This is a genomic window from Parasedimentitalea maritima (assembly GCF_005771405.1).
Classification (GTDB): domain Bacteria; phylum Pseudomonadota; class Alphaproteobacteria; order Rhodobacterales; family Rhodobacteraceae; genus Parasedimentitalea; species Parasedimentitalea maritima.
In genome coordinates this window covers 130,564-156,321 of sequence record NZ_VAUA01000004.1, presented here as the reverse complement: position 1 = coordinate 156,321, position 25,758 = coordinate 130,564, and the positions used below count along the sequence as shown (strand labels likewise).

Here is a 25,758-nt window from a genome sequence, read left to right as displayed (position 1 = left end):
TATGTATTGGCCAAGTCGAAATAAAATTGAACAACGGTCAAAATCTTAGCCGCATCAACTCAATAAGTAGCTCAGCGTATACACATTCCAACCACTGTTAACATAGGCATATTGCCATCATGTTACCTCATTTTCTATGGATGCCCCATCTCCCGCATCATCTTTTCCAGCCGCGGTACATCCTCGGGATTGTTCAGTTCCCAAAATTGCCTGCCGCGCGCATCCACTTCAACGCATAGCAATGTACGACCGTGTTCCATAAACCGTAATTGCTCCAGTCCTTCCAGTGTTTCCAATGGTCCCGCCTCCCAGCGTGGGTAGGCGCCCAGCGCCGACGGGCGATAAGCATAGACTCCTACATGATGAAACACGGGCGTCGCCTCGTCATCACTGTATACCCGAGAGGTGTAGGGCACCACTTCTTTGGAGAAATACAACGCGTGCCGGTCCTGAGTGAAGACTGCAGTTGTACCACCAACCCGATCCTCCTTGCGGTCATCCAAAAACCCATTCAAGGCGCGACCATCACAGCGCAGCACGGGAGTGGCCACTTCAGCCATCGGATCGTCCTGCAAGCCCTTAATCAAGTCCTCGACAAACCAATGCGGCGTCAACGGCGCATCACCCTGCAGGTTCACCACAACATCGAAGCCGCCACCCAACGCATCAAAGGCCTCTGCGCACCGCTCGGTACCATTGACGCATTTTGACGAGGTCATCACCACTTCAGCGCCAAAACTTTGTGCTACAGCTTGAATTTGATCATCATCTGTAGCCACAACCACCCGATCAACGCCAGCTACAGCCGTCGCTGCCCTCCAAGACCGTTCGATCAATGTACGTTTCTCGCCGGTGGCCCCTGTCAACTCAACTAACGGCTTCCCGGGATAACGACTCGATGCATAGCGCGCGGGAATAACAACAAGAACAGACATCAGGCTTCCTTCAACTCAACACTAGGAGCATAGGCAATAAAGAACGGGTTGGCGTAGTCATCCTTACCATACACCAACGGCGTGTGATCATCGAACCGCACCACTTTTCCGCCAGCACCCGTCAACACAGCGTGCCCTGCAGCTGTATCCCATTCCATGGTTCGACCAACGCGAGGGTAAATATCGGCTTCACCGGTGGCGACGAGGCAAAACTTCAAAGAAGACCCCGCACTCTTACTATCTTTGACATTGTACTTATTGATGTAGTCATCCGTTGCCTGATCTCGGTGCGACTTTGAAGCGACAACCTCCAAAGCATCATTGTCTGACTTCCGGACCGATATCGGTTCTGGCCTTGCTATATGCTCATTGAACTCAATTGGGTGAGCGTCGGCTCCAACAACCAGCACTTCCTCAACTGTTTGCCCTTCCGGCCCAGTGTAAAATAGCCGATTTTTTGCCGGAGCATAAACAACCCCGCGCGTCGGAACGCCCTTTTCTACCAACGCAATGTTAACAGTAAAATCGCCACGGCGGTGAATGAACTCCTTTGTCCCGTCCAACGGGTCAACAATCAGAAACGTGTCACCTTTGATTTTATGTGAGTCCACCTGCTCTTCTGTCACCAACGCCATCTCTGGGAAAGCAGACCGCAGACCGTGCGAAATCAACGCATCCGCCGCCTCATCCGCCGCGGTTACCGGACTATCGTCAGATTTCTGCTTCACGTCAAAATCGTCCGAATTGTAGATTTCCATAATTTTATTACCCGCCTCGATAGAAAGGCGACGGATCACGGGAATAAGATCATTGTAGTTCACCAGAATACTCCACAGCACAGGATTTGTTGAAAAAACACCTTTTCCCTTATATGCTGGCGTAGCAACGGAACAGCAAGAAATCCGTGCTAGTTTGAGCAGAGTATCACTGTCGCAGGTCCCATGTTTTACCAAACCACAAAACCGTCAGCATTTTCCGGCTTCCTCTCAATGTGTGAGGTGGTCTTTCATTCAATCGTGCGCAGCGTGCGATCTAAGCACAACAATGCATTTATGGCACTTGGGCTGAACCTTCTGCAGACCATTTTGATGGTTGCTGCCTTCTATGTGATGTTTTCGGTGCTGAACATGCGCGGGTCCGGTGTTCGCGGTGACTTTTTGCTTTATGTGATGTCCGGTATTTTTCTATTCATCACCCACACAAAAGCTGTCGGTGCTGTTGCAGGCGCTGAAGGACCCAGCAGCCCAATGATGCAACACGCACCAATGAACACAATGGTAGCAATTTTGTCGGCTGCCATTGGCTCACTGTATATTCAGGTTCTATCTCTGTTCATCATACTGTTCGCCTATCACGTCGTCATCACTCCGGTTCACATCGAAGAACCAATCCCCGCCTTTGGGATGTTGCTATTGTCATGGATATCCGGCGTTGGGGTTGGCCTGATTCTTCTCGTAATCAAACCATGGGCTCCAAATTTTGTAAGCATTGTTACAACAGTTTACCAACGTGCGAACATGATCGCATCTGGCAAGATGTTCCTTGCAAACATGCTGCCATCTTACATGCTGTCGATGTTCGATTGGAATCCGCTATTCCATTGTATTGACCAGGCACGGGGTTATGTTTTCATCAACTACAACCCCCATAACAGTAGCTGGGAATATGCTGCTTGGGTGTCGCTAGTCCTGATCATGATCGGGTTGATGGGCGAATTTTACACGCGCCGTCATGTCTCGGCCAGCTGGAGTTCGCGTCGTTGATACGCCTCGCTTTCACTTTACTACTTGCCTGCATTTCGGCCTTGTCAGCATCCGCGCAAGAATTTCCCGCTCTGCATGACGTGGCAGGCGTCGCGAGTAACGACGTCCTTAATATTCGCAGCACGCCTAATGCTTCATCCACCATCATCGGCTTTCTTGGGCCAGATCAAAATTGGGTGGAAGTCATAAGGAGTGATTCTTCTGGGAAATGGGGGTTGGTGAATACAAACGAGACATCAGGCTGGGTCTCCCTTCGGTACATGGCCCGTGCCCAAGCGGGATCTTGGCTCGACCTGGAACATAAGCTGTCTTGCTCGGGCACTGAGCCGTTCTGGTCCTCATCCCTAGACGGCACCCGGGCATTTCTTGATATCAACGGAGAAATGGCAGACTATTTCCTGGTAGCCCACAACCGCGTTGAAAACCGCAATCACAAGACGGGCTTTAGCGCCAGATCAAGCGCGAACCCACGAAACACGCTTGCCGGCATCATATCCGCGCGATCCTGTAGTGACGGTATGTCGGACCGGGAATATGGTATTTCGGTAGACCTGCTGATACAATATGGCATTGATTTCAAAGTAATAACTGGGTGTTGCTCTCTGCAGCCTTGACGTTACACACCTTTCCAACGATTCAGCAGCCAGTACCATTGATCAGGGTGTGCTCGAATACGTTCTGATAGGCTGTCATTAAACGTCTGCGTCATGGTCTCCGCATCACTATGTGCAATTGGCGCTTCATAGTTGACTTCAAAGTCACTGCCATCACCGATGCGGGTTCCATAGGCAGGAACCATGGGCAAATCATACTTTAGAGCCAGCTGTGCCGCTGCGAGTGACGTCAGTGCCGGATGGCCTAGAAATGGCAATTTGGCCCCGTCAGGGTGCTTTTCATCCAACAAAATTGCAACCACTCCACCAGCTCGAAGATGCCGAACCAACGTCTTGGTACCAACCCGCCCGGTTTCCATAATTGGCAACCCGCCTGCTTCGATTCCAGCCAAAAGTCGTCGCTGATAATGCCGGTTGCTTTGGCGGCGATACACCGCCCCGACTTCGATGCCACGTGCTTTAAGAGAGGCGCGCACAGCTTCCCACTGGCCAAAATGGCCAGACACGATAATGGCCCCCTTTCCAGCAGCTTGGGCTGCTTCAATCGCATCCAGTCCGGGACCTGAAACATGGAAACGGTTCAAACGGGTGTGGAATTCTGCGTTGTGGTAGATTTCGAACAGGGTTTGACCCATGTTCTTCCCCATCTGACGTCGCAAAGAATTCCGCTCATCCCGGGTCATTTCAGGAAACACCCGCTTCACTTCGCGGTTAAAACGACGTCTTGCAATCGGGAACCAGCGCATTACTCCACCGACCGCACGCCCCAGAGCCGCCGAGCGTGTCTCAAAAGAACGCCGACGGGATAAGGTCAGCATAGACCAGAGAGGGACATACCTGACATGTTGCCAAGCGTATTTGACCGGACGTGTAATCATGCAATCTATATGGTTAGTTTCATGGCTTGCGCCAAGTACCCCTTCGGCAAGTTTCCGCCACGTGAGGTGATCAAGTCACCACCCTCAATGTCAGGTTGATTCGCCCGCCCTTGGGCAACAGTCGGGAAGACTTGAAACGGATCCGATCTACACCGTGGTAGATCAGTCGTGCCTCACCGCCCATCACAACCACATCTCCCGAGCTCAGCCAAATAGATTCGCTCTTACCGCCTCTCGTCTGATTGCCGATACGAAATAGTCCATCATCCCCCAAGCTAATGGACACCACTGGATAAGAGAAATCTTCCTCATCCTTATCCTGGTGCAGCCCCATTCGGGCGTTTTCGCCATAAAAGTTTAATAAACAACACTCAGGAGACCGCTCGACACCGGTAAGTTTCCGCCAAATCGCTAACACCGGCTCAGGGATGTCTGGCCATACCTGCCCTTTAGGATGGGTTTGAGAATAACGATATCCCGAGGCATCTGAATACCACCCAAACGCACCTGCCGAGGTCATCCGCACTGACATTTGACCACCTCCCGGCACCGTGGGCGAAAACAACGGTGCGGCTCTTAATACGGGCCGAAGGGCTTCGATCAGCGCTCGCTGTGCCGCCACATCTATAAAGCCTTTGTGAATTTCAAACCCACGCAACCGCAGCAAGGTCATCGCCATTCACCCATTCTTAACCAACCCCATTCAAAAAACCCTCAAGATTCGCATAAACCGGTGCCATGTGACGGTTGCAGGGCTCATTTCTGCTCCCTATATACGCCGAGACGCACAATGGTGTAGGCCATTGCGCACATGAATCGGGGTTTGGATGCCGAAACGGGTTCTGACCTCGGGTAATCGCCTTATGAAGTAAAGGGATCAAATAGTATGAGCAAAGTTATCGGCATTGACCTGGGTACCACCAACTCTTGTGTGGCTATCATGGACGGATCGCAGCCTCGCGTTATCGAAAACGCAGAAGGCGCCCGCACAACACCTTCGATCGTTGCATTCACTGACGACGAGCGTCTGGTTGGCCAGCCCGCAAAACGCCAGGCTGTCACCAACCCAGAAAACACTGTTTTTGGTGTCAAACGCTTGATCGGCCGTCGTAACACCGACGCAGCCGTCGCAAAAGACAAGAAAATGGTTCCCTTTAGCATTGTCGATGGTGGCAATGGCGATGCATGGGTAGAGGCGCAAGGTGAGAAGTATTCACCTTCGCAAATCTCAGCCTTCACACTGGGAAAAATGAAAGAAACCGCTGAGAGCTATCTTGGTGAAGAAGTCACTCAGGCGGTTATCACCGTTCCTGCGTACTTTAACGACGCCCAGCGTCAGGCCACTAAAGACGCCGGCAAAATTGCTGGCCTTGAAGTACTGCGCATCATCAACGAGCCGACTGCGGCTGCGTTGGCTTATGGCATGGACAAAGAAGAGACCCAGACTATCGCGGTTTATGACCTTGGTGGCGGTACCTTCGATGTGACCATCCTAGAAATCGACGACGGTCTGTTCGAAGTCAAATCGACAAACGGTGACACCTTCCTAGGTGGCGAAGACTTTGACATGCGCATCGTCAACTATCTTGCCGACCAGTTCAAAAAAGAACACGGCGTTGACCTGTCCAAGGACAAGATGGCCCTGCAGCGTCTGAAAGAAGCCGCTGAAAAAGCTAAGATCGAGCTGTCCTCGGCCAGCCAGACCGAAATCAACCAACCGTTCATCTCGATGGGTAAAGACGGCGCACCACTGCACTTGGTTCTGAAACTGACCCGCGCCAAGCTGGAAAGCCTGGTTGCAGATCTGATCAAAGCCTCGCTGAAGCCTTGTGCTGCGGCATTGAAAGATGCTGGCATTTCCGCGAACGACATCGACGAAGTTGTTTTGGTTGGTGGTATGACACGCATGCCGCGCGTCACCGAGGAAGTCAGCAAGTTCTTTGGTAAAGAGCCACACAAAGGTGTGAATCCAGACGAAGTTGTTGCCATGGGTGCCGCCATTCAGGCCGGTGTTCTTCAGGGCGACGTCAAAGACGTAGTTCTGCTCGACGTAACGCCTTTGTCTCTGGGTATCGAAACTCTGGGTGGTGTGTTCACACGTCTGATCGATCGTAACACCACGATCCCAACTAAAAAGTCGCAGGTATTCTCGACCGCCGAAGACAACCAGAACGCCGTGACCATCCGTGTGTTCCAAGGTGAGCGCGAAATGGCTGCGGACAACAAGATCCTCGGCCAGTTCAACCTGGAAAGCATCCCACCAGCGCCGCGTGGCCTGCCGCAGATTGAAGTGACCTTTGACATCGACGCCAACGGCATCGTGTCAGTTGGCGCCAAAGACAAGGGCACTGGCAAAGAACAGCAGGTCACTATCCAGGCATCTGGTGGTTTGTCCGACTCTGACATCGAACAGATGGTTAAAGACGCAGAAGATAATGCGGAATCGGATAAAGAACGCCGCGAGTTGATCGAAGCGAAGAACCAGGCCGAAAGCCTCATTCACTCGACTGAAAAGTCGATGGAAGAACACGCTGACAAGGTGGATCCAACCACCATCGAGGCAATCGAGTTGGCGATCGTTGCGTTGAAAGACGAGATCGACACGGACAACGCCGAGAAAATCAAGTCCGGCATCCAGAACGTAACCGAAGCGGCTATGAAGCTGGGTGAGGCGATCTACAAAGCTTCCGCAGCAGAAGAGGGTGACGAGCCCACAGCTGCCGATGCGGGTCCCGTTGACGACGATATCGTTGACGCCGACTTTGAAGACCTGGACGACGACAAACGCGCCTAAGCAACTAACCTAGGCCAAAGCGGGCCGGTCCGAAACCAGGGCCGGCCCACTTTCGTTGAGGCAGAAGGGATAAACCGATGTCCAAGCGTGACTACTATGATATTCTAGGCGTGGCCAAAGGGGCCTCTGCCGACGAAATCAAAAAAGGCTATCGCAAGAAAGCCAAGGAACTGCACCCCGACCGGAACCAAGACAACCCGGACGCTGAATCGCAGTTCAAAGAGGCCAACGAGGCCTATGACGTTCTGAAAGACGGCGACAAGAAAGCCGCCTATGACCGTTTTGGTCATGCCGCCTTTGAAAACGGCATGGGTGGAAACGGCGGCGCGCGCCCAGGCCAAGGCTTTGGCGGCGGCGGCGGCGACTTCTCATCTGCCTTCTCTGATGTTTTTGACGACCTGTTTGGCGACTTCATGGGTGGCCAACGCGGTGGTGCTGGTGGCGGTGGACGCCGCGCTGCGCGTGGTGCAGATCTTCGCTATAATCTCCGCGTTACACTCGAAGAATCTTTTGCCGGGCTTCAAAAAACTATCAACGTTCCAACCGCCGTCAGCTGTACCGGCTGCGAGGGAACCGGGGCCGAAGGTGGTGTTGAACCTACAACTTGTCCGACGTGCTCAGGCATGGGCAAGGTGCGCGCTCAGCAGGGATTCTTTACTGTTGAACGTGGCTGCCCGACCTGTTCAGGCCTTGGACAAGTTATCAAGAACCCCTGCAAGAGCTGCGGTGGTCATGGTCGAGTCGAAAAAGACCGGGCTCTATCCGTTAACATCCCGGCTGGCGTCGAAACCGGCACCCGCATTCGTCTATCCGGCGAAGGTGAGGCCGGAATGCGGGGCGGCCCTCCCGGCGATCTCTACATCTTCATCGAAATGTCGCCGCACAAGCTTTTCGAACGTGATGGCCTAAACCTTTACTGTCGGGTTCCAGTCAGCATGGCCAAAGCCGCATTGGGTGGCGCCATCGAAGTACCTACCATCGATGGCGGGCGTGGACGTGTGCAAATTCCCGAAGGCAGCCAGTCCGGCCGCCAGATGCGCCTACGCGCCAAAGGAATGCCAGCCCTGCGTGGTGGTGCTTCAGGCGACATGTTCATTGAACTAGCGGTGGAAACTCCGGTCAGCTTGACCAGCCGCCAAAAGGAATTGCTACGCGAGTTTGAGGATCTTTCAGAAGATACCACCAACCCAGAATCTGGTAGCTTTTTCTCTTCCGTGAAGAGTTTCTGGGATTCGATGAAAAGCCAATAAGGTCTGCAATATTGATCATTAAAAGGCGCCAGCTCACCAGTTGGCGCCTTTTTCATACGCCGAAGAAAAGCTTGTTGTCGCCAATAGACCCAATCGGCACTTTTTTGGTCAGCCATCAAACCATCGACGTTAACGCTTTATCAACCATAGAGGCAGAAAACTGTCCCTATGACACGGCGAGGCGCCTTTCACGACACCTCTCTGCCGCTGTTTCAGGGCGGGGAAGAAGCGACGTTAGAGCCGCTCCCAAAAGGTCGGCTACCTTCGTACATCCAAGACCACCGAGCCCGTCTTCGTGAACGGTTCACGCAAGGTGGCGCAGCTGCAATGCCCGACTACGAGTTACTGGAACTTGTCCTGTTCCGTTCGATTCCGCGCCGCGACGTCAAACCTGTAGCCCGTGCTTTGCTAGACAAATTTCAAGACTTCAACCGAGTCGTAACCGCGCCTCCTGAACGTTTGAAAGAAGTTGTGGGCATTGGTGCAGCAGTCATCACCGACCTCAAGATACTTGAGGCCGCGGCACACCGGATGGCCCGGTCCAAGGTAATGCAAAGACAGGTTATCTCAGGCTGGGATGCTGTTCTGGACTATTGTCATACAACCATGGCGCATCGCGAAACTGAACAATTCCGTGTCTTGTTCCTTGATCGCAAAAATGTCCTGATCGCCGATGAAGAGCAGGCCCGAGGCACGGTTGACCATGTCCCGGTTTATCCGCGCGAAGTCGCAAAACGCGCATTAGAGCTAAACGCTAGCGCACTGATTCTCGTTCACAATCACCCCTCTGGGGACCCAACCCCTTCGGAAAGTGACATAGACATGACCGATAGGATAAACACCGCACTACTGGCGTTGGGGTTGGTGCTCCATGATCACCTGATTATCGGAAAATCCCGAGAACTGAGCTTTCGCACCGAAGGCTATCTATAGAAACCCGTGCACCCGCGGCACCAGTCAGCGCAACCAGACCTCAACCCGGCGGTTCACTTGACGGCCCCATCCACTGTCATCGCAAGCCATTGGAAGAGCTTCGCCAAAGGCATCTACGTCAACCTGCAAACGCTCCATATTGGCGGTCTCTGCGGCTTTGACCACTGCATCTCTCACCGCTTCGGCGCGCTTCATCGCAATTTTCCGATTACCCTCAGCCGGTCCCTCCCCGTCGGAGAAACCTACAAAGACCAACCTCTTGGCATCATAATCCCCGACTTCAATCGCGCGGGACAGCTGGGCGATGTTAGCACGGGATTGCGCATCCGGCCGTGTTGATCCGGTTTCGAACCGAAAGGACGTAGTCAGACGTTGCATTCCCCCCAGTAAAGCGACCAAGCGCTGAAGCTCTACGAGATCAACTTCATCACCAGCGGCCTGAATAGCATTTGCCAGCCGTTGCCCCTGTGCTTTCACCGGAATTTCCTCGGGAGCCTGGTCAACAAACCCTGCACGACGAATCACAATTTGGGCGGCCGGCCCACGTGCATAACTCAGAAAATCGCGAGCAATCTTGGGAAGTCGCCGCGCTGGCAAATACAAGAACATTGGCGCACTCAGCGGGTAATCCTCAGTCTTAATAGCGCGCCGTCCTGCTGCGACCGCAAAACCACAAGCGCCGCTTAAGGTCAGCGTGCGTGCTGTACCCGTCTCAGCATAACTGGCAATACCGATGGCAAATGGATCCGTCGTCACAGCCCGCGCCAAACCGCTGCTCCGGTCGTGGCGACGCAGATCCTGAGACAGAGACACGTTTGCGGGTTTCAACAGTCGATCTTCGACGGCCTGAGCCAATCCCGATCCGGCTACCGGGAGATGAAGTGAAATCGGGGCATCCGGGCCGCCGAGTTCCTGCCAATTCGTAATTTTTCCAGCAAACACCTGTGCAAGCTGTGGAACCGGTATGTTGGTTACAGGATTAGCCGGTGCCACTATGGGCACCAAAGCATCCAATGCCAGGACGCGGCTGCGGCTGGCGCCAGTCATATCACCCATACCAGCGTCTTGCGCCAACTTGCGCTCTTCTGGCCGGATCTCACGTGATGCCATCACCATGTCCGCTTCGTTAGCCAAAAGATCAGCAAAACCTTCGTCTGTGTTGCTAACCAAAAAGGTGAACCGCGCGACCGGGATTTGGTCCCCTTGCAAAAGAAGATAGTCAAAATTTCCGTCGGGCAGGCTGTCACGGCGGGTCTGATAGCCGTTTCTCAACGCAAATCCTTCGATCAGCGCAGGTAGCAGCACCTCGGCCATCGTTGAAGATCCTGACAGGGTCAGCTCGGCAATAAAGCTCGATAGACTTGGGCAACCCGGCCCATCGCAGGTCACCCCTGATCCATCCACAGTCAATTCACCAAACTGGGTGTCTACCCGATAGAACTGACCGTCAAACCCCAACAGATCGCCAGTGATCGCAACGGCTCCGTCTGGTGAGGAGAGCGTTACGTCCTGCGCAGTTGCAACAAGCGTTGAGCTAAAAAGAAAGAGTGCGGCACTAAACGCCGCACGATACCAAGCCATAGGAAACCCTGATTAACCGCAAATCACTTTGAGGCGATTTTCAGGTCTTCTACAAGATTATTCAACACCAGAAAATCACCAATTGCATTACAATTTGGCATCGACAACTCCAGATCCCGAGTTCTCAACTTTCGGTCTTCACGCAATTCAAGCGTCTGTGCAGAAATTTCACGACCACAGTTGATAGCCGAAACTTCAGCCTCGATGCTCAGGGCAACTATTCCGCTGTTTTCGGCTGTATTTCGGGCGAAACTGTAGACCTCGACCATACGGGGCGCCAATTGGTTCGCATCACCCAGCCGCTGTACCTGACTAGTCTGACTATTCGCATTTGCTCCCGACCAGATATGACCAGCCTGACCATATTGCGCACCAAATTCACGTGCGTGGATTTCGAAACCGCTGTTTCCTGTCCATTGCAACGCCACCCGGTCTATCTGATCTAGACCACTCACCTGAGTAGAAGCGACAGCACCAGGTCCCGAGGCCAGCTCGACAATGTAGACCGCCGTTTCAGTCAACGCAGGTACCTGCATGTCCAGGTCGCCATCATCATTCGTGGTTGCTGTAAACATAAGCCCCGAATGATGCACGGTAACCCGCGCGTTTCCGTGGCATGGGGCAGAAAACGTAAGATGAACATTGGCTTGTTCAACAGCCGTAGCCGAAGCAGTCGCCTCACACGAAGCGCCAACCGGTCTTACTTCGACCCGTTTTGCTTCGAATGCTACAGCATCACGTTCTGCAGCAGCAGGGGGCTCAGCTGATGCAATAGAGGTCAAGGTGATTTCCTGCAGTATCAAGTCAGCCTCAGCAGCAGCGGTTTCCTGAGGGGCTCTGGCTGCCGAGCCTTCCTGCATGACGAATCCAATAGCAAGCGCCGAAACCAACGTTGCTCCGCTCATAACCATCATACGCTTGTTTAACATCACATTCTCTCCACCAGGTAAGTGAATATAGAATGACGCAGAAAGGCGACCAGTTTGTGGCCGCCTTTCGGTTTGATTCAGGCAAATTTAACTAATTCACCCCTATCGGACTATGAATTAGGCCAGTTTGCCGTGGCAGTGTTTGAACTTTTGGCCGGATCCACAAGGACATTTATCGTTACGCGACGGGCTACCCCAAGTTGTCGGATCATCTTCAACAAAACCTGGCGCTGCCTCTCCCGCTGGGGCTTGCACAGGCGCACTTGCTGCACCTTGAATTGCCGCTTGTCGAGCAGCCATTTCAAGTAGCATTTTCTGCTGCTCTTCTTCGTTCATTGGACGAATATGGCTCAACTGCTGGCTAACAGTTTCCCGTAGCCCATCCAACATGCTTTCAAACAGCTGGAAACTCTCGTTTTTGTACTCGTTCAGCGGGTCTCTCTGAGCGTAACCACGGAACCCAACAACTGAGCGCAAATGCTCCAACGTTAAAAGATGCTCACGCCATTTTGTATCAATGGTCTGCAACAAGATCTGCTTTTCAATGTTGCGCATATTTTCCGGGCCAAAAGCAGAGGCCTTTTTGGCCATCAACTCGTCGCTTTCCTTGATCAGGCGCTCACGGATTTCTTCATCATCCACGCCTTCTTCGGCAGCCCAATCAACAACGGGAACGTCAATACCCAACTTTTCCAAAGCCTGATCGTGCAGAGCTTCAGTATCCCACTGATCAGCGTAGGTTTTGGGTGGCATGTGAACATCCAGCAGGTCATCAATGACCTCGTGCCGCATATCACCAACAATATCAGATAGATCCGCAGCGGCCATAATCTCACGGCGTTGGCCAAAGATTACTTTACGTTGATCATTCATCACATCGTCGAACTTCAACACGTTCTTGCGCATGTCAAAGTTACGACCCTCGACCTTAGCCTGAGCACGCTCCAGCGACTTGTTCACCCAGGGGTGAATGATGGCTTCGCCCTCTTTCATACCCAGCGTTGTCAACAACTTGTCTAACCGCTCTGAGCCAAAAATACGCATCAGATCGTCTTCAAGGCTTAGGTAGAACCGGGTTAGGCCTGGATCACCCTGACGACCAGAGCGGCCACGAAGCTGGTTGTCGATACGACGGCTTTCGTGGCGTTCAGACGCCATGACCATCAATCCGCCAGCCTCGATCACTTTTTGCTTTTCTTCAGTGTGGCGCGCCTCTTCTTCAGAACGCAAAACCGCTGGGTCAGCGTCTGGGTTTGCTTCCAGTACCTCCAGAACCTTCATTTCGACGTTACCGCCAAGTTGAATATCCGTACCGCGACCAGCCATGTTGGTAGCAATAGTTACCGCATTCAGACGACCCGCATCCGCAACAATCTGTGCTTCCTGCTCATGTTGGCGTGCGTTCAGAACGTTGTGTTTAACGCCTTCCTTCTCCAGAAGTTGGCTTAACAGTTCAGATTTTTCAATCGACGTTGTACCAAGTAGAACGGGCTGCCCTTTGGCATGAGCCACTTTGGCCTCATCAATCATGGCAGTATATTTTTCGGCTGCCGTTCGATAAACACGGTCGTCTTCGTCGACGCGTGCAATCGGTTTGTTGGTGGGAACTTCCACCACTCCCAACCCATAAATCTCGGCAAATTCCTCAGCCTCGGTCAGTGCGGTACCCGTCATGCCCGATAGTTTGTCGTACAGACGGAAATAGTTCTGGAAGGTAACCGAAGCCAGTGTGGTGTTCTCCGGCTGGATCGTCACCTCTTCCTTAGCTTCAATCGCCTGATGCAGACCCTCGGACATGCGACGCCCGGCCATCATGCGACCCGTAAATTCGTCAATCAAAACCACCTCGCCGTCACGAACGATGTAGTCTTTATCGCGTTGGAACAGTTTGTGAGCGCGCAACGCCTGATTTACGTGGTGTACAACAGTAGTGCTTTCCGGATCATACAGTGTGGCGCCTTCGGGTAGAAGACCGCGCTCTAGTAGCTGCTGTTCCAGATATTCGTTGCCATCCTCGGTGAAAGTTACACCGCGGGTTTTTTCGTCCAGTTCATAGTGATCATCATTTAGAAGCGGAATGACGGCATCAATAGTTGAATACATCTCCGATCGGTCTTCGGCAGGGCCAGAGATGATCAGGGGTGTCCGCGCTTCATCAATCAAAATACTGTCAACTTCGTCGACAATTGCGAAGTTGTGAAACTTTTGGAACAGTTGATCCAAATCGGACTTCATATTATCGCGAAGATAGTCGAAGCCTAATTCGTTATTGGTGGCATAGGTAATATCACTGGCATAGGCAGCCTTTTTCTCGGCCTCAGGCATATTGGACCAGATGACACCCGTGGTCATACCCAATTGGGCAAACACCTTACCCATCCACTCAGAATCTCGCTTGGCAAGGTATTCATTCACCGTGACCACATGAACGCCTTTGCCGGTTAGGGCATTCAAATAGGCCGGGAATGTTGCAACAAGAGTTTTACCCTCGCCAGTTTTCATCTCGGAAATGCTGCCCTGATGCAAAAACGTGCCACCCATCAATTGGGTGTCAAAGGCGCGCAGGCCTAGGGCGCGTCGCGCTGCTTCACGCACATTGGCAAATGCTTCAGGCAAAAGCTCGTCGAGCGAAGTGCCATCAAGCGCCCGCTTGCGCAGTTCGTCAGTCTTTTCCTTAAGGCCCTCGTCGCTGAGTTTTTGAAACTCGGGTTCCAGCGCATTGATCTTTGCGATCAGCGGCTTTGTCGCCTTGATCTTGCGGTCATTCGGTGTCCCGAAAACCTTTTTGGCGATTGTTCCGATACCCAGCATGTGTTCTCCAACGTCCTGTCTCTGGCCCTAAAATTAGGTAGGCTTGCCCGTCCTGCCTGCAACCCATAAACAAAGGGAGAAAGACGGTCCTGCCGAAGGCCACAAATCGATGTAAGCGGCAGGGTATACAGTGTCAACGCTATGCCCGTTTTACGGCATAAAAATAGGAAGAATTGAATGCGCAAAGGTATCACTTTTTTGTCCGGTGTGGCTATGTCCGCTCTATTGATGTTGCCGGTACCTGTTACAGCTGCCCCGCATGCCAATACAGTTGTTGCCGTTGTTAACGGTGAAGAAATTACTATTGGCCACATGATTTTGTCGCGCGCAACATTACCCGCGCAGTATCAACAGCTGCCCGCAGACGTTTTATACAACGCGATTTTGGACCAATTGATCCAACAGACGGCCCTAAAGCAAGCATTGCACGGCGAAGTTCCTCATTACATCGAACTCTCGCTTGAAAACGAGTCGCGGTCACTGCTTGCCGCAGAAGTAATTGAAACAGTAATGCGAAAAGCTACGACCGAGGAAGATTTGCTCGCCGCTTATGATGCCGAATACTCGGATGGTGATGGTGGCGATGAGTTCAATGCTTCGCACATTTTGGTCGAAACCGAAGAAGAAGCTCAAATCGTGAAATTGGAGCTGGATGCCGGCGCCAACTTCGCAACACTTGCTCAAGAAAAATCTACCGGCCCCTCTGGCCCCAGTGGAGGCGAGCTTGGTTGGTTTGGCAAAGGCCGTATGGTACCCGAATTCGAAGAAGCCGTGCTTAAGTTAAAGTCGGGTGAGGTCTCCGATCCCATCCAAACACAGTTTGGCTGGCACGTGATTATTTTGAATGAACGCCGAAAAACATCCGCTCCAGAGTTTGAGGCTGTTCGCGAAGATTTGGCCACCAAGCTGCAAAACGAAGCGGTTGAAGCGCGTGTAAACGAACTAACCACCTCAGCTGAAATCGAGCGTCCGGAAGTTGAAGATCTAGACCCGGCGATTCTTCAAAACCTTGATCTCGTAAGGAACTAACTATGGCGCAATCGCTGTCTCGCTCGCCTCTGGCACCTGCTGCATTCCCGGATCTCCCTGTTATCAAGGGAGTTCGCTTTGCCTCGGCGGCGGCTGGTGTCAAGTATCAGGGTCGGACTGATGTTATGCTGGCCCAAATGGATCCAGGTACCACGGTAGCTGGGGTATTCACCAAGTCAGCCACGCGCTCAGCACCAGTGCGCGATTGTCAGGATAAGCTAGGCGCTGAGTCTCAGGTGGGCACAGCAATTTTGGTCAATTCAGGTAACTCCAATGCTTTTACCGGACATTTTGGCCAAACTTCAGTGGCTGAGATCACTGAGGCCGTTGCAGTAGCAACCGGCTTGCCTGCCTCCCGTGTCTTTACCGCCTCAACTGGCGTGATTGGCGAACCGCTACCTCATGATCGCATAACTGCCAAAATCAACTGCTTGGTGGACGATCTTAATGAAGTCGGGATCAAAGACGCTGCTGAGGCCATCATGACAACCGACACCTTTGCGAAGGGTGCATCGGCACAGATCCAAGTTGACGGTCAAACGGTCTCTATTGCAGGGATCGCCAAAGGTTCGGGAATGATTGCGCCGGATATGGCCACTATGCTGGTCTACATTTTCACCGATGCCAAACTGGCTGACTCTGACCTACAATTGCTGCTGGCTAAACTCTGCAACCGTTCCTTCAATTGCATCACTGTCGACAGCGACACCTCAACATCCGATAGCCTAATGCTCTGTGCAACCGGAGCGTCAGGCGTTGACGTTAAGGGTAACAACGACTTTGCTGTCGCATTGGAATCCGTAATGCTGGATCTGGCGCACCAGGTTGTTCGCGATGGAGAAGGCGCGACTAAGTTTGTTGAAATTCAAGTTACCGGTGCGGTCTCAGATGCAGAAGCCAAAGTTCATGGACTTTCGATTGCCAACTCACCTCTAGTTAAGACAGCCATCGCTGGTGAAGACCCAAATTGGGGGCGCGTGGTTATGGCCGTTGGGAAATCTGGCGCGATGGCAGACCGTGATCTGTTGTCCATTTCATTTGGGGATGTTCTTGTAGCTGAAAAGGGCTGGGTATCGCCTGACTACCGTGAAGAGGACGCCGCCGAACTTATGAAGCGCGACGAAATCATTCTTAAGGTCGACTTGGGGCTGGGCGATGGCAAAGCTACCGTATGGACCTGCGATTTGACCCACGGCTATATAGAAATAAATGCGGATTACCGATCATGAAAACGGTTCTTGTTTCGGCTGTAGCCCTAATCGACGTTGAGGGGCGGGTATTGCTTGCTCAGCGTCCTGAGGGGAAGTCTATGGCTGGCCTGTGGGAGTTTCCAGGTGGCAAAGTAGAGCTAGGCGAAACCCCAGAAGCAGCTTTAATCCGGGAGTTAGAAGAAGAACTAGGTATCAACACCTGGTCTTCGTGCTTGGCTCCGCTGACATTTGCGAGTCACAGCTATGATGACTTTCATTTGTTGATGCCGCTCTTTGCTTGCCGAAAGTGGCAGGGCATACCGCATCCTCAAGAAGATCAGACACTTAAGTGGGTCAGACCCGGAGATTTAAGAAGTTATCCAATGCCGGCAGCTGATGTACCTCTAATTCCGGTGCTGCGCGACTGGATCTAAAAATGTCGCTCGCGGCTTGAACCATTCATGGCAAACCACCTCATATAGTGTCTTTTCGTCATATGTGCGCCAATTAGGTAAAGTTTGGCGGGATTTATGAACACTTTGTTAACGTTTATTGTGTCAAAATCATGTCAACTAGGGTTAGACTTATTCCAATGTAGTTCCTTTGGGGAGGATTTGACATGCTACGTACAATCACAATGGGCTCATGTGTTTCAGTTCAAGGCACCTATGTCCGTGCACTACCAGATGGAAAAATCGCCGTAAAAGTCGGCCAAAAAGTATACGAAGGTCGTCCAATCAAAGCGGCGGCGTAACACTTCTACCTACCACACTCACGGCACAGATTTGCGAGGGCTACTCCAGAAGTAGCCCTCTTTTCTTATATAGGCGCAACGAAAAACCCCAGCGCTAGGCCGGGGTTTCTTAAGTAGAACGCTATGTCAATTTACTTAAGCGTTCTGGTCACTTCTTCGCGTTCGAAGATTTCGATAACATCGTCAGGTCGAATATCGTCGTAGTTTTCAAATGCCATACCACATTCTTGACCAGACTGAACTTCGGGCACTTCATCCTTAAAGCGCTTCAGAGTTTTCAGTGTGCCTTCGTGGATAACTACGTTGTCGCGCAGCAGACGGACACCCGCAGAACGACGCGCCACACCTTCGGTAACCAGACAACCAGCGACTTTGCCGATGCCAGTAACCTTGAAGACCTCTTTGATATTCGCGTAACCGATAAAGTTCTCGCGAATTTCGTTGCTCAACAGGCCAGATGCAGCCGCTTTGACATCATCAACCAAGTCATAGATCACAGAGTAGTACCGGATCTCTACGCCCTTTTGGTTGGCAGTGTTACGGGCCGATGTATTGGCACGAACGTTAAAGCCAAACACTGGTGCACCCGATGCTTCGGCAAGGCCGATATCGGTTTCAGTGATCGCACCAACACCTGAGTGCAGAACGCGGACCCGAACTTCGTCGTTACCGATTTTGGCCATCGCCTGAACGATCGCTTCGGCTGAACCCTGCACGTCTGCTTTAACCAGAATAGGCAACTCAGAGACGTTTTCGTCATCTTTAGCCTTAGCCATCAGCTGTTCCAGGGTAGTCGCAGCGCCAGCAGCAGCGCGCTTGTCTTTCGCTGCCTGTGCCCGATACTCGGCAATTTCACGTGCCTGAGCTTCGGTTTCGGTCACGTTCAACACGTCGCCTGCTTCAGGTGTACCGTTCAGGCCCAGAACCTCAACAGGAACCGAAGGACCGGCTTCTTTGATCCGCTCGCCCTTGTCGTTGATCAGCGCACGGACCTTACCGTACTGCTCGCCTACAACAAAGATATCGCCTTGGCGCAGAGTACCGTTCTGAACCAGAACAGTCGCAACCGGTCCACGGCCAACATCCAACTGAGCCTCAATCACGGCACCTTGGGCAGCACGATCAGGGTTAGCTTTCAGTTCCAGAATTTCTGCTTGCAGCGCAATGGCTTCCAGCAGTTGGTCTAGCCCCTGACCAGTGGTCGCCGAGACTTCAACGTCCTGAACTTCACCAGACATTTCTTCAACGATAACCGAGTGCTGCAGCAGATCGGTGCGCACTTTGGTCGGGTTCGCAGCAGGTTTGTCGATTTTGTTGATTGCAACAATCATCGGCACGTTAGCAGCTTGGGCGTGGTTGATCGCTTCGATGGTCTGCGGCATGACCGCATCATCAGCAGCAACAACCAAGATCACGATGTCAGTCACATCCGCACCGCGCGAGCGCATTGATGTAAATGCCGCGTGGCCAGGAGTATCCAGGAAGCTAAGGACTGCGCCCTCTTTAGTTTGTACCTGATAGGCACCGATATGCTGGGTAATACCCCCAGCCTCGCCAGCCACAACCCGCGCGTCGCGGATCGCATCCAGGATCGAAGTCTTACCGTGATCAACGTGGCCCATGATAGTCACGACAGGTGGCCGCGGCTTCAGGTCTTCATCTTTGTCATCGATTTCGTTGATTACGTCTTCAACGTCTGAATCCGAAACCCGTACCATCTTGTGGCCGAATTCCTCGATGATCAGTTCCGCTGTGTCAGCGTCGATGGTCTGGTTCTGAGTAACCATCAGACCCATGTTCATCAGCGACTTAACAACATCACCAACACGTTCCGCCATCCGGATCGCCAATTCAGACACCAAAATGGCTTCTGGAAGCTGAACTTCGCGGAATACCTTTTCGCGCTCAACTGTACCCATGGCTTTTTGACGGGCACGTTCTTGCTTGCGCTTCATCGACGCCATTGAACGGTGACGGTTACCGGCACCACCAGTGGCCTGACCCAATGTCAGTTTACCCGACCGACGACTGTCCGCTTGGCCTTTGCCACGGTTTTGGCGCTGATCCCGCTCACGATCTGATTTACGCGGCGTAGCTGCAGGGGCTGGTTTCCCAAAGTTCGCAGTACGCGGTGCAGCACCAGCTGGTTTTTCCGCAACAGGGGCAGGAGCAGCTCGTTCAGCTGCCACTTCAGCTTCGCGCTTCTTGCGCTCTGCTTCTTCGATTTTAGCTTTGGCACGCTCTTCAGCTTCACGCTGTTCACGTTCCTTCTGCTCCATTTCGGCTCGGCGGCGCGCACGACTTTCTTCGCGTTCTTTTTCTTCAGCCGCTCGTTTAGCGATATCTTCCGCTTCACGTGCCTTGGCGAGCTGCACCGCTTTTAGTCGGCGAGCCATTTCTACATCGGTGATACCAGCAGGCCGACGTGATGGATCACCAACAGGGGCAGAACTCGAACCACCCCGGCCGGCACCCGGCTTGGGGACCACAACGCGCTTACGCTTGGTTTCCACCACGACACTCTTGGTCCGACCATGGCTGAAACTCTGTTTCACGTTCCCGGGCCGGGCCCCACCACGAAGTCCCAAAGTCTTTTTGCCGTCACTATCGCTCATTAAGATTTGTATCCTTCTGTGCGGCCGTTGCCGCCCACTGTTTTACGCATGCCCTGCAATCGCTGCGCTTCCTCTACAACACGTTTGCTGAGTCCACCAGAGGCGAGCGCTGCATGTATCACAGTTTCTCGGCCAAAAGCCATGCCTAGTTCATCTGCGGTTAGGCAACCAATATAGCTACCTAAGTGTGGCGTGCTCAATTTTGACTTACCACGCCCGGACCCATCTATGGCTTGTATCAGCACCTGGGCCTCTTCTTTGGACAGCCAGTCTTTGACTTTTTCATAGCCACCTACTGCTGCCCCTGACTTACGCGCCAGACTGAGCAACTCGACCAGGCGGCGCAGAATCTGCCGCTCCACCTCATCAACCAGCCCATCAGGCATTGTCACCTGGGTTTTAAAACCGCGCGAAAAGAGTTTTTTCTTTACTGCAACTTCAAGAGCTTCCCGCTCGGCGGTCACATAGACCCCACGACCGGGTAGCTTACCCATAATATCCGCAACGACCTGCCCATCCGGACCGACGACAAAACGCACCAATCCGTGTTTTGGCTGCACCTCACCTGTGGCAAGACATTTGCGATCTGGACCACTACTCAGGTCCATTGAGTTGCTAGCGCCACCCATGTTCAAACACTCGAGGCCTGAAATCAGGCCTCGGCCTCCGATTGTTGTTCATCTTCATCTGCATCTTCGGAAACTTCTTCTTCCACTTCCAAATCTGCCGGATCAACCCAGCCCAACAGAACACGTGCTGTCATGACCAATGTTTGTGCTTCTTCTAGCGACATCTCAAAGGGCTCTAGAATGCCGTCATCTTTGATTCGCTCTCCGTTCTCAGTGGTCCAGCCTCCGGCAAGTTCCCAATCAGCACAGGTTGCAAAATCTTCCAGCGTCTTAACGCCGTCTTGGGCCAGAGCCTCAATCATTTTCGGGGTCAGACCCTCAAAGTTGATCAAGCTGTCCTCAACACCCAGAGCCCGGGCCGCTTCGATGGCCGCTTTGGCCTGCGCTTCAATATGGTCACGCGCGCGGGCTTGCAGTTCAGCAGCTGTCGCGTCATCCACACCATCAATGACGAGCAACTCATCTAGCTCGACGTAGGCGACTTCTTCAAGGTTGGTAAAGCCTTCTGACACCAGAAGCTGAGCAAAGAACTCGTCCAGATCCAGAACTTCCATGAACAACCCAGTGCGGGCCTCAAATTCTTTCTGGCGACGGGCGCTTTCTTCTTCTTCAGTCATGATGTCGATATCAAGACCAGTCAGCTGGGACGCAAGGCGAACGTTCTGGCCACGGCGACCAATCGCCAAGCTCAGCTGTTCTTCAGGTACCACAACTTCGATTTTTCCAGCTTCTTCATCCAGAACAACTTTGGAAACTTCGGCAGGCTGCAACGCATTTACAAGGAACGTCGGTTGATCATCATTCCATGGAATGATGTCGATCTTTTCGCCTTGTAGTTCGTTCACAACAGCCTGAACACGGCTACCGCGCATACCAACACAAGCACCAACCGGATCAATCGAGCCGTCATATGAAATCACAGCGATCTTGGCGCGCGAACCAGGGTCACGTGCTACGGCTTTGATGTCGATGATGCCATCATAGATTTCAGGCACCTCCATCTTGAACAGCTCTGCCATAAACTCAGGGGCTGTCCGGCTCAGGAAAATCTGCGGGCCACGAGGCTCGCGGCGCACGTCCTTGATGTAGCACCGGATGCGGTCGTTCGGGCGATAGCTCTCGCGACCGATCTTCTCGTTGCGGCGCAGAATTGCTTCGCCGGCGCCCACGTCAACGATGACGTTGCCATATTCTTCACGTTTGACCAGCCCATTGATAATGCTGCCAGCGCGGTCTTTGAACTCTTCGAACTGACGGTCACGTTCCGCTTCACGAATTTTCTGCAGAATCACCTGCTTGGCTGACTGCGCCGCAATACGGCCCATTTCAACTGGCGGCACTTCTTCGACGAAAGTCGCGCCAACTTCTGGCTCTGCCATGTATTGCTTGGCTTGTTCGACGGTGAATTCAGACTGGTAATTCTCCAGCTCTTCATCCTCGACCACTGTGCGCACACGGGTAAATGTGGCTTTACCGGTTTTGCGGTCGATCGCTACCCGGATATCCATTTCGCTACCGTAACGGCTCTTGGCTGCTCGGGCCAAGCTTTCTTCCATCGCGTCGACAACCAGGCTGGGGTCGATCATCTTCTCGCGGGCTACCGCTTCGGCGGTCTGCAAGAGTTCCAGCTGGTTAGCAGAGGTGATTGCCATTATTCTTTCTCCTCTTCGGACCCTTCGGTCTCGATCTCGTCGAATGCATTCTCGTTCAAAGCGCCTGCATCTTTACGCTGGCGCAACATTTCCTTGATCAACTCGTCGGTCAACACCAATTTGGCATCGCTCAACCAGTCGAACTGCAATCCAATGGTGCCTTCTTCAACGTTGATCAGCACCTCTTCGCCTTCGACACCCGCCAGTTCGCCTTTAAAACGACGCCGACCACCGATCAGTTCACCAGTCTCGATCTTGGCTTCATATCCTTCAAACATGGCGAAATCTTTCAGCCGTGTCAGCGGTCGGTCGATTCCCGGGCTGGATACCTCTAGAGCATAAGCGTCTAGGATCGGATCTTCTACATCCAAAACTGCACTCACAGCATTTGAGATCACGGCGCAGTCATCCACCTCAATGCCACCTTCAGGCTTGTCAGCCATGATCTGCAAAGCGGTTGTTTTACCGGACATCAGTCGGACACGCACCAACTCATAACCAAGATCTTCAATCACAGGAGTGATAATCTCGGCCATACGGCGATCAATGGCAGCTTTGGCAATCAGGTCGTTTGTCATCATGATCCATCACATGCGTTACAGCACAAAAAAACGGGCGCGCGGCCCGTCGAAAATTCCGATGGTGCTTCGTACCCAAGGCCCGACGCGCCGCTGTTGAATTGGGATATAGGCGGGACTGAGCGAATCTGCAAGCCCTCAGTTCTTCTCGTCCCAATTACCTCCTCCCGAGGCATTGAGAGGCAGTAACATTTAGACCCGCCACCACCGTTCAGCAATACGGCCGTCGTCTAATGCAACCCGCTTGCCAATCACTTTTGGCACACCAATTCCTGAGTGAGTCGCCAGCGCCATTTCCTGCTGGGACGGCAGATAGCGGAAATCCCCTCGCTTAATCAGGCCGCTGGGATCAGGTAGAGCCGATATATCAACATACCCATCGCGCAGGGCCTCGGCGCGAACTGATGCGTCTGGGATCACAATCACTTCGATCTGATCTGCCCACCCTGCCTGTCCGTCTTTATGGTTCCTCTCGAACTTCGTTGCGCGAAAGTGCCGGTCTTCCTGAAAATGCTCGACATGGTAGCAACCTGTACCGCAAGCCACTGACAGTGGCGCATCAATATGACCCGCGCGAGCAATGATGAGCGATGGGTCAGCCAATAGATATGGGAAACCAGGGTTTGATATCACTAACTCTAGCTTCAATTTCTGATCAGAAAGAACAGTAACGTGCTGGATCTTCGCGCTTTCAGGCAGATCATGCGCCAATAGCGAAGCCGCAACATCATTTGCTGTCATTGACTGGCCATCATGAAAACGAACACCTGCGCGCAGATCGAATGTCCAGACACGTGCATCCGAATTGCTTCGCCATTTACTGGCCAGCTCACCGCGCAAAACCCCATCGGGCGCAATTTCGGTCAGGGTATGATACAGGGCTCCGCGCGCCACCAAATTAAGAAAGCCACCTTCGCGTGGCACAGCCAACCGCAATGTGCCGCCCGGCTGCGGCGCCGCGGACAACGACGTTCCAGTTGCGGCCAGCAATGCAGCAGCAGCACCCGAAGTAAACAGTGCGCGGCGGTCGATCCGGCTCATCTTATAGGTCCTCCGCAATGCGATTCATCACCAAAACCAGTTCTGCGCTGATTCCCGGTTCAGACAACGCGTGCCCTGCTCCGCGAACCATTTTCAACTCACCTGCTGGCCACAACTCATTTAAACGCCAAGCCATGACAGGTGGGCATATCATATCATAACGCCCTTGCACGATGACACCTGGGATGTGCGATATACGGCCCATGTTGGCCAATATCTGTCCATCTTTTTCAAGAAACCCATGATTGGTGAAATAGTGATTCTCCAACCGGGCAAAAGCACGGGCATAGTCTCCTGGGCTTTCGCCTGAGGTTCCATTGGAATGAATTGAAGCAAGCGCATTTTCCCAAGCAGACCACGCGCGACCATAGCGAATTTCTTCTGAAACATTTCCGGAAAACAGCCTCTTATTATAGGCTGCAATCATATCACCACGTTCATTCTCAGGGATCAATGCCACAAATCTGGCCCAGGTCTCAGGCCAGAATTTTCCAGCGCCGCCGCCATAGAACCAGTCCAGCTCTGCTTCAGTCATCAAGAACACACCACGCAGAATTAAATGCCGAACCCGGTCAGGGTGTGCCTGCGCATAGATCAACGACAAGGTGGCGCCCCAGCTGCCGCCAAACACCATCCAGCTATCAATTTCCAGCTGGCGGCGAATCAGCTCCATATCAGCCACTAAATGCCAGGTCGTATTATCCTGACACGATGCATGAGGCGTTGATCGCCCGCAGCCCCGTTGGTCAAAAAGAATCACCCGATAAACATCAGTGTCAAAATAGCGTCGCATTGCCGGGCTACTGCCGCCACCGGGGCCACCGTGGCACACAACAACGGGCACACCTTGCGGATTGCCGCATTGCTCCACATATACGCGATGCCCTTGCCCAACATCGATCATCCGCTGATCAAATGTTTCAACTGGCGGGTAAAGATATTGCACTGCGTGCTTTTGATCTCGGTATTTGTCCATTACTGACCTGATTGAGAATGTCTGACCTAAAAGAACATACGGAGACAGGAATGCAAGCGCCTCAATCCACGGTGGATCCTTCAGAGATCGCCAAATTTGAAGCTATGGCCGCAGAATGGTGGGATCCCAACGGTAAATTCAAACCGTTGCACATGCTGAATCCTTGTCGACTGGACTATATCACACAACAGATCGCTGGCGAATTTGATCGCGATCTGACCTCCCGCAATCCGTTTTCCGGATTACGGGTGCTGGATATTGGATGCGGTGGCGGGTTGTTGTCAGAACCAATGGCGCGCTTGGGTGCCACAGTGATTGGAGCAGATGCCGCCGAAGGCAATTTACCCGTTGCACGCATCCACGCAGAACAATCCGGACTGGAAATCGACTACCGCCACACCACCGCCGAAGCAATGGCTGAAGCAGGTGAGCAATTCGATGTCGTGTTGAACATGGAAGTGGTGGAACATGTTGCAGATCCGTTGGCGTATCTAACTGCGACCCAACAACTGCTACGCCCTGGGGGCTTGGAAATTTGTTCGACCATTAACCGAAACGCCAAAAGCTTTGCCATGGCAATTGTTGGCGCCGAAATTGTCATGCGCTGGCTACCACGAGGCACACATGAATGGTCAAAATTCATCACGCCGGACGAACTCTGCGATTTGCTCTCTAAGGCAGGGTTGACACCGGTGGATCGTAAGGGCTTTCTCTTCAATCCAATCACTTGGGGTTGGTCAATCTCTGCCCGCGATCTTAGCGTAAACTATGTCACTGCCAGCACTAAACCCAAATAGAAGACCTAT

23 protein-coding genes are annotated in these 25,758 nt (G+C 52.7%); 10 read left to right on the top strand and 13 right to left on the bottom strand.

What is annotated here, in order from left to right; genetic code table 11:
* Positions 1 to 134: 134 nt before the first annotated feature.
* On the bottom strand, positions 135 to 935 hold the full coding sequence (locus tag FEE96_RS09335; RefSeq protein ID WP_138162767.1) for a 3-deoxy-manno-octulosonate cytidylyltransferase: 801 nt from the start codon (positions 933 to 935) through the stop codon (positions 135 to 137).
* Entirely contained in the window at positions 935 to 1,756 is an 822-nt protein-coding gene (gene cysQ, locus FEE96_RS09330; RefSeq protein WP_138162766.1) for a 3'(2'),5'-bisphosphate nucleotidase CysQ, read from the bottom strand. Before cysQ ends, FEE96_RS09335 begins: the two co-directional genes overlap by 1 nt.
* Before the next feature lie 120 nt (positions 1,757 to 1,876).
* Between cysQ and FEE96_RS09325 the strand changes: the two genes are divergently transcribed.
* Both FEE96_RS09325 and FEE96_RS09320 read left to right on the top strand, forming a co-directional pair.
* The gene (locus FEE96_RS09325; RefSeq protein WP_138162765.1) at positions 1,877 to 2,698 is read left to right on the top strand and encodes an ABC transporter permease; all 822 of its coding nucleotides are present in this window, start codon (positions 1,877 to 1,879) and stop codon (positions 2,696 to 2,698) included.
* An 80-nt stretch (positions 2,699 to 2,778) separates the two neighbouring features.
* Positions 2,779 to 3,312, top strand: a complete 534-nt coding sequence (locus tag FEE96_RS09320; RefSeq protein ID WP_281278361.1) for an SH3 domain-containing protein — start codon at positions 2,779 to 2,781, stop codon at positions 3,310 to 3,312.
* Between the two features lie 2 nt (positions 3,313 to 3,314).
* On the opposite strand, the gene FEE96_RS09315 is transcribed toward FEE96_RS09320, so the two are convergent.
* Both FEE96_RS09315 and FEE96_RS09310 read right to left on the bottom strand, forming a co-directional pair.
* Positions 3,315 to 4,190: a lysophospholipid acyltransferase family protein gene (locus tag FEE96_RS09315; RefSeq protein WP_138162764.1), complete on the bottom strand. Its 876-nt coding sequence runs from the start codon at positions 4,188 to 4,190 to the stop codon at positions 3,315 to 3,317.
* Between the two features lie 70 nt (positions 4,191 to 4,260).
* Complete coding sequence (locus tag FEE96_RS09310) at positions 4,261 to 4,863, bottom strand: alpha-ketoglutarate-dependent dioxygenase AlkB family protein (protein ID WP_138163012.1); 603 nt, start codon at positions 4,861 to 4,863, stop codon at positions 4,261 to 4,263.
* 213 nt (positions 4,864 to 5,076) lie between these two features.
* Here FEE96_RS09310 and dnaK point away from each other — a divergent pair, with 213 nt between their 5' ends.
* From dnaK to radC, 3 genes are all read left to right on the top strand, one after another.
* Entirely contained in the window at positions 5,077 to 6,984 is a 1,908-nt protein-coding gene (gene dnaK / locus FEE96_RS09305; RefSeq protein WP_138162763.1) for a molecular chaperone DnaK, read from the top strand.
* Positions 6,985 to 7,061: 77 nt separating this feature from the next.
* Positions 7,062 to 8,234, top strand: a complete 1,173-nt coding sequence (gene dnaJ, locus FEE96_RS09300) for a molecular chaperone DnaJ (protein WP_138162762.1) — start codon at positions 7,062 to 7,064, stop codon at positions 8,232 to 8,234.
* A 168-nt stretch (positions 8,235 to 8,402) separates the two neighbouring features.
* Positions 8,403 to 9,167 carry a RadC family protein gene (radC, locus tag FEE96_RS09295; RefSeq protein ID WP_138162761.1) on the top strand — a complete coding sequence of 255 codons (765 nt, stop codon included), beginning with the start codon at positions 8,403 to 8,405 and terminating at the stop codon, positions 9,165 to 9,167.
* Positions 9,168 to 9,191: 24 nt separating this feature from the next.
* On the opposite strand, the gene FEE96_RS09290 is transcribed toward radC, so the two are convergent.
* The 3 genes from FEE96_RS09290 to secA all read right to left on the bottom strand — a co-directional run bounded on the left by FEE96_RS09290 (position 9,192) and on the right by secA (position 14,488).
* Positions 9,192 to 10,748 (bottom strand): substrate-binding domain-containing protein, encoded by a 1,557-nt coding sequence (locus tag FEE96_RS09290; RefSeq protein ID WP_138162760.1) that lies wholly within the window; start codon positions 10,746 to 10,748, stop codon positions 9,192 to 9,194.
* Between the two features lie 23 nt (positions 10,749 to 10,771).
* Positions 10,772 to 11,677 carry a hypothetical protein gene (locus FEE96_RS09285; protein ID WP_138162759.1) on the bottom strand — a complete coding sequence of 302 codons (906 nt, stop codon included), beginning with the start codon at positions 11,675 to 11,677 and terminating at the stop codon, positions 10,772 to 10,774.
* A 117-nt stretch (positions 11,678 to 11,794) separates the two neighbouring features.
* Positions 11,795 to 14,488 carry a preprotein translocase subunit SecA gene (secA, locus tag FEE96_RS09280; protein ID WP_138162758.1) on the bottom strand — a complete coding sequence of 898 codons (2,694 nt, stop codon included), beginning with the start codon at positions 14,486 to 14,488 and terminating at the stop codon, positions 11,795 to 11,797.
* Between the two features lie 177 nt (positions 14,489 to 14,665).
* On the opposite strand from secA, the gene FEE96_RS09275 reads away from it, so the two are divergent.
* The 4 genes from FEE96_RS09275 (at position 14,666) to FEE96_RS23970 (ending at position 17,461) form a co-directional block, all read left to right on the top strand.
* Positions 14,666 to 15,517: a peptidylprolyl isomerase gene (locus FEE96_RS09275; protein ID WP_138162757.1), complete on the top strand. Its 852-nt coding sequence runs from the start codon at positions 14,666 to 14,668 to the stop codon at positions 15,515 to 15,517.
* Between the two features lie 2 nt (positions 15,518 to 15,519).
* Entirely contained in the window at positions 15,520 to 16,746 is a 1,227-nt protein-coding gene (gene argJ / locus FEE96_RS09270; RefSeq protein WP_138162756.1) for a bifunctional glutamate N-acetyltransferase/amino-acid acetyltransferase ArgJ, read from the top strand.
* Entirely contained in the window at positions 16,743 to 17,141 is a 399-nt protein-coding gene (locus FEE96_RS09265; protein ID WP_138162755.1) for a (deoxy)nucleoside triphosphate pyrophosphohydrolase, read from the top strand. Before argJ ends, FEE96_RS09265 begins: the two co-directional genes overlap by 4 nt.
* 185 nt (positions 17,142 to 17,326) lie before the next feature.
* Positions 17,327 to 17,461, top strand: a complete 135-nt coding sequence (locus FEE96_RS23970; protein ID WP_280817677.1) for a hypothetical protein — start codon at positions 17,327 to 17,329, stop codon at positions 17,459 to 17,461.
* A 131-nt stretch (positions 17,462 to 17,592) separates the two neighbouring features.
* Here FEE96_RS23970 and infB read toward each other — a convergent pair whose 3' ends face one another.
* The 6 genes from infB to pip all read right to left on the bottom strand — a co-directional run bounded on the left by infB (position 17,593) and on the right by pip (position 24,952).
* Positions 17,593 to 20,076 carry a translation initiation factor IF-2 gene (gene infB / locus FEE96_RS09260; RefSeq protein WP_138162754.1) on the bottom strand — a complete coding sequence of 828 codons (2,484 nt, stop codon included), beginning with the start codon at positions 20,074 to 20,076 and terminating at the stop codon, positions 17,593 to 17,595.
* Positions 20,076 to 20,684, bottom strand: coding sequence for an RNA-binding protein (locus tag FEE96_RS09255; RefSeq protein WP_246079378.1), 609 nt, complete (start codon positions 20,682 to 20,684; stop codon positions 20,076 to 20,078). The genes infB and FEE96_RS09255 overlap by 1 nt, the downstream gene beginning before the upstream one ends.
* A 44-nt stretch (positions 20,685 to 20,728) precedes the next feature.
* Entirely contained in the window at positions 20,729 to 22,357 is a 1,629-nt protein-coding gene (gene nusA / locus FEE96_RS09250; RefSeq protein ID WP_138162752.1) for a transcription termination factor NusA, read from the bottom strand.
* Positions 22,357 to 22,935 carry a ribosome maturation factor RimP gene (gene rimP, locus FEE96_RS09245; protein WP_138163011.1) on the bottom strand — a complete coding sequence of 193 codons (579 nt, stop codon included), beginning with the start codon at positions 22,933 to 22,935 and terminating at the stop codon, positions 22,357 to 22,359. Before rimP ends, nusA begins: the two co-directional genes overlap by 1 nt.
* Before the next feature lie 192 nt (positions 22,936 to 23,127).
* Positions 23,128 to 23,976 carry an ABC transporter substrate-binding protein gene (locus FEE96_RS09240; RefSeq protein ID WP_138162751.1) on the bottom strand — a complete coding sequence of 283 codons (849 nt, stop codon included), beginning with the start codon at positions 23,974 to 23,976 and terminating at the stop codon, positions 23,128 to 23,130.
* A 1-nt stretch (position 23,977) separates the two neighbouring features.
* Positions 23,978 to 24,952: a prolyl aminopeptidase gene (pip, locus tag FEE96_RS09235; protein ID WP_138162750.1), complete on the bottom strand. Its 975-nt coding sequence runs from the start codon at positions 24,950 to 24,952 to the stop codon at positions 23,978 to 23,980.
* Between the two features lie 50 nt (positions 24,953 to 25,002).
* On the opposite strand from pip, the gene ubiG reads away from it, so the two are divergent.
* A complete protein-coding gene (ubiG, locus tag FEE96_RS09230; RefSeq protein ID WP_138162749.1) occupies positions 25,003 to 25,749 on the top strand; it encodes a bifunctional 2-polyprenyl-6-hydroxyphenol methylase/3-demethylubiquinol 3-O-methyltransferase UbiG in 747 nt (248 codons plus the stop codon).
* Positions 25,750 to 25,758 lie beyond the last annotated feature (9 nt).

What these genes read in the sequence shown, in the direction of transcription:
- FEE96_RS09335 (WP_138162767.1), bottom strand. Translation starts at nt 935, where the DNA reads ATGTCTGTTCTTGTTGTTATTCCCGCGCGCTATGCATCGAGTCGTTAT.
- FEE96_RS09325 (WP_138162765.1), top strand. Translation starts at nt 1,877, where the DNA reads ATGTTTTACCAAACCACAAAACCGTCAGCATTTTCCGGCTTCCTCTCA.
- FEE96_RS09315 (WP_138162764.1), bottom strand. Translation starts at nt 4,190, where the DNA reads ATGATTACACGTCCGGTCAAATACGCTTGGCAACATGTCAGGTATGTC.
- FEE96_RS09310 (WP_138163012.1), bottom strand. Translation starts at nt 4,863, where the DNA reads ATGACCTTGCTGCGGTTGCGTGGGTTTGAAATTCACAAAGGCTTTATA.
- dnaK (WP_138162763.1), top strand. Translation starts at nt 5,077, where the DNA reads ATGAGCAAAGTTATCGGCATTGACCTGGGTACCACCAACTCTTGTGTG.
- dnaJ (WP_138162762.1), top strand. Translation starts at nt 7,062, where the DNA reads ATGTCCAAGCGTGACTACTATGATATTCTAGGCGTGGCCAAAGGGGCC.
- radC (WP_138162761.1), top strand. Translation starts at nt 8,403, where the DNA reads ATGACACGGCGAGGCGCCTTTCACGACACCTCTCTGCCGCTGTTTCAG.
- FEE96_RS09290 (WP_138162760.1), bottom strand. Translation starts at nt 10,748, where the DNA reads ATGGCTTGGTATCGTGCGGCGTTTAGTGCCGCACTCTTTCTTTTTAGC.
- FEE96_RS09285 (WP_138162759.1), bottom strand. Translation starts at nt 11,677, where the DNA reads ATGTTAAACAAGCGTATGATGGTTATGAGCGGAGCAACGTTGGTTTCG.
- secA (WP_138162758.1), bottom strand. Translation starts at nt 14,488, where the DNA reads ATGCTGGGTATCGGAACAATCGCCAAAAAGGTTTTCGGGACACCGAAT.
- FEE96_RS09275 (WP_138162757.1), top strand. Translation starts at nt 14,666, where the DNA reads ATGCGCAAAGGTATCACTTTTTTGTCCGGTGTGGCTATGTCCGCTCTA.
- argJ (WP_138162756.1), top strand. Translation starts at nt 15,520, where the DNA reads ATGGCGCAATCGCTGTCTCGCTCGCCTCTGGCACCTGCTGCATTCCCG.
- FEE96_RS09265 (WP_138162755.1), top strand. Translation starts at nt 16,743, where the DNA reads ATGAAAACGGTTCTTGTTTCGGCTGTAGCCCTAATCGACGTTGAGGGG.
- FEE96_RS23970 (WP_280817677.1), top strand. Translation starts at nt 17,327, where the DNA reads ATGCTACGTACAATCACAATGGGCTCATGTGTTTCAGTTCAAGGCACC.
- infB (WP_138162754.1), bottom strand. Translation starts at nt 20,076, where the DNA reads ATGAGCGATAGTGACGGCAAAAAGACTTTGGGACTTCGTGGTGGGGCC.
- FEE96_RS09255 (WP_246079378.1), bottom strand. Translation starts at nt 20,684, where the DNA reads ATGGACCTGAGTAGTGGTCCAGATCGCAAATGTCTTGCCACAGGTGAG.
- nusA (WP_138162752.1), bottom strand. Translation starts at nt 22,357, where the DNA reads ATGGCAATCACCTCTGCTAACCAGCTGGAACTCTTGCAGACCGCCGAA.
- rimP (WP_138163011.1), bottom strand. Translation starts at nt 22,935, where the DNA reads ATGACAAACGACCTGATTGCCAAAGCTGCCATTGATCGCCGTATGGCC.
- FEE96_RS09240 (WP_138162751.1), bottom strand. Translation starts at nt 23,976, where the DNA reads ATGAGCCGGATCGACCGCCGCGCACTGTTTACTTCGGGTGCTGCTGCT.
- pip (WP_138162750.1), bottom strand. Translation starts at nt 24,952, where the DNA reads ATGGACAAATACCGAGATCAAAAGCACGCAGTGCAATATCTTTACCCG.
- ubiG (WP_138162749.1), top strand. Translation starts at nt 25,003, where the DNA reads ATGCAAGCGCCTCAATCCACGGTGGATCCTTCAGAGATCGCCAAATTT.